Genomic DNA, 9,102 nt, shown 5'->3' with positions numbered 1-9,102 from the left:
ACCTCCATGGTGGTACAAGCTTTTCGGGGCCGAGGGTCGCCCCCCGGGTAACGCGAAGTGTGGTTCAGCGGTGACGCTACCGCGCTCCGAACTTTCCTGTCCCCAGGACCCCAACCCCGTGCTGTCACTCATAGTAAACACATGAATACGCACAGTGGCTAGGGGTTCTGCGGGCCCAAATGGGAAGAGAGCGCGCCGGATTGACGTACCCAGACGTCAGACGGTCGAACCGTCCGGGTCCGAGGGCGTCCCGGAGTCATACGAGTACATGGTCCACGAAGCACCAACGCCAGTTCTCGCCGGGTTCGAAGGTCCTCATCACGGGGTGGTCGGAGCCCTTGAAGTGCTCCGTGGCGTGGCGCCCCGGTGAGGTGTCGCAGCAACCGACGTAACCGCAGACCAGACACTTCCGCAGCTGTACCGGGTGGGTACCGTCGACCAGGCACTCCGGGCACGTCTCGCTGAGCGGTTCGGGCTCGGGGTGCGGCAGCGCGTCGCCGTGCGTGCACTGTTTCATGATTGCCAGATTACGACGGGCGTGCGGGCAACCGCGCGGAAAAACGAGGGCGGGGCGGACATGGACGTGATGCCACTGCTGTTGTTGGTGGCGGGCAGCGCCGTGATCGCGGCGGCCGCCCGGCGCACTCCGGTCCCCGCACCGCTGCTGCTGGTCGCGGTGGGCCTCGCGGCGTCGTACCTCCCGGGGGTCCCCGACTACACCCTCGATCCCGACGTCGTCCTGCCCCTGCTGCTGCCGCCGCTGCTGTACACCTCGGCCACCGACAGCTCCTATCTGGACCTGCGGGCCCAGTTGCGGCCGGTGGCACTGCTGTCGGTCGGGTACGTCCTCTTCGCGACCTTCGTCGTCGGCTGGGCCGCCTATCTGATCGTGCCCGGGCTGCCGCTGACGGCGGCGCTGGTGCTGGGCGCGGTGGTGGCGCCGCCGGACGCGGTCGCGGCCACCGCGGTGGCACGCCGGGTGGGACTGCCGTCGAGGATCACCACGATCCTCCAGGGCGAGTCCCTGCTGAACGACGCCACCGCGATCACCGCCTACAAGGTGGCCCTCGCTGCGGTGGTCGGCGAGGGCGTGAGCTGGGCGGGCGGTATCGGCGAGTTCCTGCTCGCGGCGGTCGGCGGCGTCGGGGTCGGCCTGGTTCTGATGGCACCGCTCCACTGGCTGCGCACGCACCTGAAGGAACCGCTGCTGCAGAACACCCTCTCCCTGCTGATCCCGTTCGTCGCATACTCGACCGCCGAGCAGTTCCACGCCTCCGGCGTCCTCGCCGTGGTCGTCGTGGCCCTCTATCTGGGCCACCGCGCGTGGGAGGTCGACTTCGCCACCCGCCTCCAGGAGGAGGCGGTGTGGAAGATGGTCGCCTTCGTGCTGGAGTCGGCGGTCTTCGCGTTGATCGGGCTGCAACTGCAGGTCGTCCTGAGGGGCCTCGGCGAGTACGAGGGCGTCGACGCCGCCTGGTACGCGATCGCGGTCTTCCTCGTGGTCGTGGCGGGGCGGTTCCTGTGGGTGTATCCGGCGACGTTCCTGCCGCGCCTGCTGTCCGCGCGGATCCGGGAACGCGAGGACAACCCGACCTGGCGGGGCCCGATCGTCATCGCCTGGGCCGGGATGCGCGGCGTCGTCTCCCTCGCCATCGCCTTCTCCGTCCCGATCACCGTGCATCACGGCGACGCCCCCTTCCCGCAGCGCAACCTCATCCTGTTCCTGACCTTCACGACCGTCATCGGCACACTCGTCGTGCAGGGCCTCACGCTGCCCCCGCTGATCCGGCTGCTGAAGTTCCCCGAGCCCGCCCCGCAGCAGGCGACGCTCGCCGAGGCCAACGCCCAGGCGCAGGCGTCCCGGGTCGCCGAGGAGCGCCTGGACGCCCTCCTGTCCGACGAGCGCAACGCCCTGCCCGCACCCCTCGCCGACCGCCTGCGCAGCGTCCTGGAGCGCCGCCGCAACGCCGTCTGGGAGCGGCTGGGGCAGGTCAATCCCGTCACCGGCGAGACCGCGGACGACACCTACCGCCGACTCACCCGGGAGATGATCAGCACCGAGCGTGAGGTGTTCGTGCGGCTGCGCGACGGCCGCTACATCGACGACGAGATGCTGCGGACGCTGCTGCGCAGACTCGACCTGGAGGAGGCGGCGGCCTACCGGGAGGCGACGTAGGGCGTTCTTCTCAGCTCTCGGGTCGTCCCGTGACGATCGCCGCGAGCGTGGTTCCCCGGGGGAAGGCGCCCTCCACCGTGAGGGTGACAAGTCCGTAGAGCAATTTGGCGACATAGAGACGCTCGACGGACAGTCCGTGCCGCTCTTCGAAGTCGTCCGCGAAGGAGTGCAGTTCGGGGGTGGTACGGGCGTAGCCGCCGCAGTGGAAGCGGTCGTCGAGGGTCCAGTCGCCGTGGCGGGAGCCGAAGGCCCGTATCTGGAGGGCCTCGGTGTCGGCGGTCAGGAAGCCGCCCTTGAGGACGGGTATGCCGAGCGCGCGCTGACCGGGGGCGAGCCCGGCGGCCAGACCGGCGAGCGTGCCGCCGGTGCCGCAGGCGACGGCTACGACGTGGGCGTGCCCGCGCAGCTCCTCGCCGAGGGCCCGGCAGCCCCGTACGGCGGTCACGTTGCTGCCGCCCTCGGGGACGGTGTACGCGTCCTCGGCACCGGTCGCGCGGAGGATCGCCGCGAGGGTGTCGGGCTCGGTCTTGCGGCGGTACGTCGCCCGGTCGACGAAGTGCAGCCGCATGCCGTCGGCCGCGCAGCGGGCCAGGGACGGGTTCAGGGGGCGGTCGGCCAGCTCCTGACCCCGGACCACGCCCACGGTGCGCAGGCCCAGCAGGCGGCCCGCGGCGGCGGTGGCGCGCAGGTGGTTGGAGTACGCGCCACCGAAGGTGAGGACCGGCCGCCCCGCCGCGGCGGCCAGGTTGGGCGCGAGCTTGCGCCACTTGTTGCCGATCAGCTCCGGGTGGATGAGGTCGTCGCGCTTGAGGAGCAGCCGGACGCCGCGCCGGTCGAACCGCTCGTCCTCGACCTCCACCAAGGGGGAGGGCAGCCGGGGGCGCAGGGCGGCGAGGTCGGGGACGTCGTGGCTGCTCACGGCACCATTGTCGCGCGCGCCCTCGGGTGGTTCCCTGGGGGTTTCGGGCGACGCTCACCGTACAGGGGCGCCCGTGCCGGGGCGCTCCGTATCGGCGCCCTCAGGCGACGCTCACTTCAGGCGGTCGCGCACCCGCTTCCGCATCGACGCCATCGTGAACCCGCGCGGGTCGCCCTTTCCCGGTCGCCACTCCAGGTGCCCGATGACCGACCGTTCCGTCCAGCCGTGGTGCCGGCAGATCGCCGCGGCGGCCCGCTCGATGGCCTCCAGCTGGACCGCGGGCCAAGGGTCCTCGCCGTCGCCGAGGTTCTCGCACTCGAAGCCGTAGAAGTGCCGGTTGCCGTCGGTGTTCTTCTCGTTGTCCGGGGGCAGCGCTTTCTCTGCGATGACGGCGCGCAACACGTCGTCGTCCCCGGAACCCGCGTGGTTGGCCCGCCCGTAGCCGACGAGGTGGACGGTGCCGTCCTTGGCGATGACGCCGTGGCACAGGGGCCCCGGCAGGTCGTCGTGGCCGTCCCGGCAGATCCGCACGGTCCGGGCGGTGCCGTGGGTCACCGAGTGGTGGATCATCACGCCGTGGACGGGCCCCCAGGGCCCCTTGTGGTTGCGGTTGTGGTGCCGCCAGTCACCGACTTCGACGACCGTGAGCCCCTCGGCTCTCAGAGCCTCCAGGAACGTGCCCGCGGACATGGGAAGGGCCATGACCCCCTCCTTCGTGCTGCGGACAGCCGCCGGTCGCGGCCGCCTCGTACCGCATGTTTCTACCGAAACCGGACGTTCCGAGTCACCATCATTCGCACGGTGTGCGAGCGGATCAGGACAAGTCCGGAATCTCGCACTTGAACGGGTGCGTGCCGGGTGAAAGCCCTCTTTCTGCCCCGTCGGCCGATGATCCATTCCCGCTCTTTCGGGTAATAGCACCGGCACGCTCCGTGATGGAAGGCTTGCTCGCGAGATCAGTGCCCGGCGCAGATCGGCGCCGGTGCATTCCTTTGGAGGGCATTTCTCTATGTCGGTAGGCGAAGAGGTCCGCACGGATCAGGGCAAGCCGCAGCAGAGCCTCGGCACGGCGGCAGCGCGGAACCTGGCCACCACCACCAAGTCCGCACCGCAGATGCAGGAGATCAGCTCCCGCTGGCTGCTGCGGGTGCTGCCCTGGGTGAACGTGCAGGGCGGCACGTACCGGGTGAACCGGCGCCTGACCTACGCCGTCGGTGACGGCCGCATCACGTTCGTCAAAACCGGCGACCGCGTCGAGGTCATCCCTGCGGAACTCGGCGAACTGCCCGCGCTGCGCGCCTACGAGGACGAGGAGGTGCTGTCGGAGCTCGCCCAGCGCTGCCGGCAGCGCGAGTTCGCCCCCGGCGAGGTGATCGCCTCCTTCGGAAGCCAGACCGACGAGGTGTACCTGCTCGCGCACGGCAGGGTCGAGAAGATCGGCACCGGGCCCTACGGTGACGACGCGGTCCTGGGAGTGCTCGCCGACGGCGGCTACTTCGGCGACCAGGCACTGCTCGACCCCGACGCCATCTGGGAGTACACCGCCCGCGCGGACACCGCCTGCACGGTGCTGGTCCTGTCCCGCCAGGACGTCGACCAGGTCGCGGAGCGCGCCGACACCCTGCGCGAGCACCTCCAGCGGCTGCGGGCCATCCCCCAGCAGCGCACCAACAAGTACGGCGAGAAGGAGGTCGACCTCGCCGCGGGTCACTCCGGCGAGCCCGACATCCCGCACACGTACGTGGACTACGACGCCCGGCCGCGCGAGTACGAACTGAGCATCGCCCAGACCGTGCTGCGCATCCACTCGCGCGTGGCCGACCTCTACAACCAGCCCATGAACCAGACCGAGCAGCAGCTGCGGCTGACGGTCGAGGCGCTGAAGGAGCGCCAGGAGCACGAGCTCATCAACAACCGGGAGTTCGGGCTGCTCCACAACTGCGAGTACGACCAGCGGCTCCAGCCGCACGAGGGCGTGCCCGGCCCGGACGACATGGACGAACTGCTCAGCAGGCGGCGCGGGACGAAGCTGTTCCTCGCCCATCCGCGGGCGATCTCCGCGTTCGGCCGTGAGCTCAACAAGCGCGGACTGGTCCCCGAGACCATCGACGTGGGCGGCAACCGCATCCCGACCTGGCGCGGCGTCCCGATCTACCCGTGCAACAAGATCCCGGTCACCGAGGCCCGGACCAGCTCCATCATCGCCATGCGTCTCGGCGAGGAGGACCAGGGCGTCATCGGCCTCCGCCAGGCCGGCATCCCCGACGAGATCGAGCCGAGCCTGTCCGTGCGGTTCATGGGCATCAACGAGCAGGCGATCATCAAATACCTGGTGACGGCCTACTACTCGGCCGCGGTGCTCGTGCCGGACGCGCTCGGCGTCCTGGAGAACGTCGAGATCGGCCGCTGGCGGTGACCTTCCCGTCGCGCACGTTGTGTCCCCGCCCGGCAGGGCGGGTACACCCCGCGAGGAAGCGCCCAGCCGGAGCCGAGACGCCACCGTCCGCGGTCTTGCCGAGGGGGACCTCATGGCCGAGTTCCTGACGGACCTGACTCAGCCGCCGGTGGCCGGGTGCACCGAGACGCTCGAAGGGCGGAGGCCCATCGGGTCCCAGAAGGACAACCGGCCGGGCACGCTCGACGGGCACGAGGCAGCGGCGATCCTCGAGCGCGCCCGGGCGTCGGTCGACCCCGAGCTGCGCGCGGCGGTCGACTCGCTGCCCGGCTCGATACGGCGGATCGCGCTGTACCACTTCGGCTGGGAGCACGCCGACGGCACTCCGGCGGCCGGGCACGCGGGCAAGGCCATCCGCCCCGCGCTCGTCCTCACCGCGGCCGCGACGCTCGGCGGACCGACGGCCCGGTCGACCGCCGTACGGGCGGCCACGGCGGTGGAACTGGTCCACAACTTCACGCTGCTGCACGACGACGTGATGGACCGCGACACCACCCGTAGGCACCGGGCCACCGCGTGGACCGTGTTCGGCGAGGCCGACGCGATCCTCGCCGGTGACGCCCTCCAGGCGCTCGCGCTCAGACTGCTGGCCGAGGACCCGCACCCGGCGTCCTCGGCGGCCGCCGCCCGGCTCGCGGACTGCGTCCTCGAGCTCTGCGCCGGCCAGCACGCGGACAAGGCCCTGGAGCGGCGCCCACCCGCCGAGGTCACCCTCGACGAGGCGCTCGCCATGGCGGAGGCCAAGACCGGTGCGCTGCTGGGCTGCGCCTGTGCCCTGGGCGCGCTGTACGCGGGCGCGTCGGCCGACGACGTCGACGCCCTCGACGCGTTCGGCCGAGAGGCCGGGCTCGCGTTCCAGCTCATCGACGACGTCATCGGCATATGGGGCGACCCGAGCCGCACCGGCAAGCCGGCCGGCGCGGACCTCGCCGCCCGCAAGAAGTCCCTGCCGGTGGTCGCCGCGCTCGCCTCCGGCACCCCGGCGGCCGCCGAACTCGCCGAGCTGTACGGGGTGGCGTACGAGGAGGGTCAGCTGGAGCGCACCACCCTGGCCGTCGAGCGGGCGGGTGGCCGCGACTGGGCGCAGGGCCAGGCGGCCGACCGCATGGCCCGCGCGATGGACGAACTGTCCCGCGCGATCCCCGACCCGGAGGAGGCGGGCGGCCTGCTGGCCCTGGCGGAATTCGTGACACGACGCAGCACCTGAGTCGGCGGGCCGACGAGGACTGGCCGGCGCCGACCGACGAGGACCGGCCGGCGCCGACCCCACGAGGACCGATTGGTGTCGGGGGCGAGTGTCCGTCCGGTGCCGGGTGATGAGTGTCCGGCCGGTGTCGGTCGGATCGTGAACGTGGTCGTGGCGGCTGGTGAGGAACCGGTCGGTGTCGGCTGATCAAGACCCGGCGTACCCGGGCCGCGCGGCTCCTGACCCCGCGTGGTCGTCGGTGGTCCCGGTCCGGCGGGTCCCGCACATCCCCACGGTGTGCGGGGCCCGTCCTTGTCGCCGAGGCTGGGCCCAGCCCGCGCGGCTGTGTCCCAAGCCCCTCCCGATAGGCTCAACTTCCGTACGGTCGACGGTGATTGAGCGAAGGGGCAGAACATGGGCGTGGCGATCCGGGTGGCGGGCGAGGGTGATCGTGAGCTGGTCGTCCGGCTGCTGGACGAGGCCTTCCAGGACGACCCGGTGAGCGCCTGGGTGTTCCCCGGTGAGGAGCAGCGCCGTACGTTCCACCCCCGGCTCATGGCCGCGTTCACCGACATCGTGTTCGCCGAGGGCCGTATCGACCTCACCGAGGACGGTGCCGCGTGTGCGCTGTGGCTGGACGTACCGGCCGGAGGGGAGGAGGAGCACGACGACGGCCCCGCCCAGGTGCGCGAGGCTGTCGAACCGGCCAACGAACGCGTCGAGACGGTCGGTCGGCTGACGGCGGAGATACACCCCTCGGACCGTGCCCACGCCTACCTGTGGATGATCGGTGTGACGCCGGAGCGCCAGGGCGACGGGCTGGGCACCGCGCTCATCGCGCACGTCCTCGACCGCTGTGACCGCGAGGGGCTGCCCGCCTACCTGGAGGCGAGCAACGCCCGCAGCCGCGCCCTGTACGAGCGGCTCGGTTTCGAGTTCACCGGCCGCGTGCTGGACTTCCCGGAGGGCCCCAGCATGTGGCCGATGTGGCGCGAGCCGAGGGGCTGACCGGCCCCGAACCGGCTGCCCCGGACATGCCGGACGTATCTACTCCTCCGGCACGATCGTCGCCGCGATCCGTTCCACCAGCCCCTCCGGCACGCTGACGCCGGGCAGCACCCCGTCCAGCACGTCCGGCAGGGTCAGGTGCTCCAGGAGCAGGCCGAGCATCGCCAGGTAGAGCACGGTGACGGCCTCGTCCCCGCCGGGCAGCCCGGCGTCGCGGTGGAACTCCATGGCGTCGTCGAGGTCCCCGCGCACCGACTTGGTGAACGACGCCCGCAGTTCCGGGCGGCGGGTGGCCTCCAGGCGCATTTCCATCAGGGCCAGATAGCCGGTGCGATCCTTGGTCGCGCGCGCCATCAGGTCGTGCATGAAGGCCGTGACCAGCGAGCGGTCCCTCGGCCGTGCCAACAGCCCGCCGACCACCTCGGGATCGGGCGCGAGCCGTATGTGCAGCCGGGCGTCGATCTGGCGCAGCAGGTCGTCGCGGTTGGTGAAGTAGTTGGAGGCGGTGCCCACGGGCGCCCCGGCCGCGGCGTCGACCGCGCGGAACGTCAGCCCGCGTGCCCCCTCGCGTGCGAGCACCTCGACACCCGCGTCGACGAGGGCGGCACGACGCTCCGGATTGCCGGCCATGCGGAACCCCTTCTCTCACTTGACCCGTCGGGTGATCCGTTCCGGGAAACCCCTTGCAACCACTACAGTTGAAGTACTACAACTGACGTGGTTCACACACCTTACGGAAAGAGACCAGCTTGCGAAAGCTCACGTACTTCATCGCCTGCTCGCTCGACGGCTTCATCGGGGACGCGAACGGTGACGCCTCGGCGATGTTCCCCTTCGTCGACGCGGAGTTCCTCGAGTTCCTCAAGTCGGAGTACCCGGAAACCGTGTTCACCCCTGCGCGTAAGTCTCTCGGCATCGACGACCTGCCGAACAAGAGGTTCGACACCCTCATCCAGGGCCGGGCCAGCTACGAGGAGGGCCTCAAGGAGGGCATCACCAGCCCCTACGCCCATCTGCGCGAGTTCGTAGCCTCGCGCACCCTGGGCGAGTCGCCCGACCCGCACGTCGAGATCATCGCGGACGACCTGGTCGGCAGGGTGCGCGAACTGAAGGCCGAGGACGGCGAGTACGGCATCTACCTGTGCGGTGGCTCGCAGGTCGCGGGCGCGCTGCTCGACGAGATCGACGAGCTGGTGATCAAGACGTATCCGATCGTGTACGGCACGGGCATGCCGATGTTCGGCTCGGACTTCGCCGTCGCGGAGTTCACCCTCGACGAGGTGCGCGCCTTCGGCAACGGCGCCGTGGTGCGGACATACAGCAGGAAGCGCTGAGTCCGCTCGCGTCCTAGGCTGAGG

At 70.8% G+C, this 9,102-nt stretch carries 9 protein-coding genes; 5 read left to right on the top strand and 4 right to left on the bottom strand.

Annotated features, from left to right (window positions below; all coding sequences use genetic code 11):
- Positions 1-256: 256 nt before the first annotated feature.
- Entirely contained in the window at positions 257-517 is a 261-nt protein-coding gene (locus tag AC067M_RS04455) for a UBP-type zinc finger domain-containing protein (protein ID WP_478695476.1), read from the bottom strand.
- A gap of 60 nt (positions 518-577) precedes the next feature.
- Between AC067M_RS04455 and AC067M_RS04450 the strand changes: the two genes are divergently transcribed.
- Entirely contained in the window at positions 578-2,176 is a 1,599-nt protein-coding gene (locus AC067M_RS04450) for a Na+/H+ antiporter (RefSeq protein WP_478695475.1), read from the top strand.
- A gap of 10 nt (positions 2,177-2,186) precedes the next feature.
- Here the strand turns inward: AC067M_RS04450 and AC067M_RS04445 are convergent, their stop codons facing one another.
- Together AC067M_RS04445 and AC067M_RS04440 are read right to left on the bottom strand one after the other, a co-directional pair.
- Positions 2,187-3,095, bottom strand: a complete 909-nt coding sequence (locus AC067M_RS04445; RefSeq protein ID WP_478695474.1) for a 1-aminocyclopropane-1-carboxylate deaminase/D-cysteine desulfhydrase — start codon at positions 3,093-3,095, stop codon at positions 2,187-2,189.
- 111 nt (positions 3,096-3,206) lie between these two features.
- Entirely contained in the window at positions 3,207-3,797 is a 591-nt protein-coding gene (locus tag AC067M_RS04440) for an N-acetylmuramoyl-L-alanine amidase (RefSeq protein WP_478695473.1), read from the bottom strand.
- Positions 3,798-4,104: 307 nt separating this feature from the next.
- On the opposite strand from AC067M_RS04440, the gene AC067M_RS04435 reads away from it, so the two are divergent.
- From AC067M_RS04435 to AC067M_RS04425, 3 genes are all read left to right on the top strand, one after another.
- Positions 4,105-5,511, top strand: coding sequence for a family 2B encapsulin nanocompartment shell protein (locus AC067M_RS04435; RefSeq protein WP_478695472.1), 1,407 nt, complete (start codon positions 4,105-4,107; stop codon positions 5,509-5,511).
- A 112-nt stretch (positions 5,512-5,623) separates the two neighbouring features.
- Positions 5,624-6,757 (top strand): family 2 encapsulin nanocompartment cargo protein polyprenyl transferase, encoded by a 1,134-nt coding sequence (locus tag AC067M_RS04430; RefSeq protein ID WP_478695471.1) that lies wholly within the window; start codon positions 5,624-5,626, stop codon positions 6,755-6,757.
- Positions 6,758-7,150: 393 nt separating this feature from the next.
- A complete protein-coding gene (locus AC067M_RS04425; protein WP_478695470.1) occupies positions 7,151-7,744 on the top strand; it encodes a GNAT family N-acetyltransferase in 594 nt (197 codons plus the stop codon).
- Positions 7,745-7,783: 39 nt separating this feature from the next.
- Here the strand turns inward: AC067M_RS04425 and AC067M_RS04420 are convergent, their stop codons facing one another.
- The gene (locus AC067M_RS04420) at positions 7,784-8,374 is read right to left on the bottom strand and encodes a TetR/AcrR family transcriptional regulator (RefSeq protein WP_478695469.1); all 591 of its coding nucleotides are present in this window, start codon (positions 8,372-8,374) and stop codon (positions 7,784-7,786) included.
- 119 nt (positions 8,375-8,493) lie between these two features.
- Between AC067M_RS04420 and AC067M_RS04415 the strand changes: the two genes are divergently transcribed.
- Positions 8,494-9,078, top strand: coding sequence for a dihydrofolate reductase family protein (locus tag AC067M_RS04415; protein WP_478695468.1), 585 nt, complete (start codon positions 8,494-8,496; stop codon positions 9,076-9,078).
- Positions 9,079-9,102: the final 24 nt, after the last annotated feature.

This window comes from Streptomyces sp. NPDC043427 (assembly GCF_056436655.1).
Note: the sequence above shows the minus strand (reverse complement) of the source record. Positions and strands in the feature narration are given on the sequence as shown.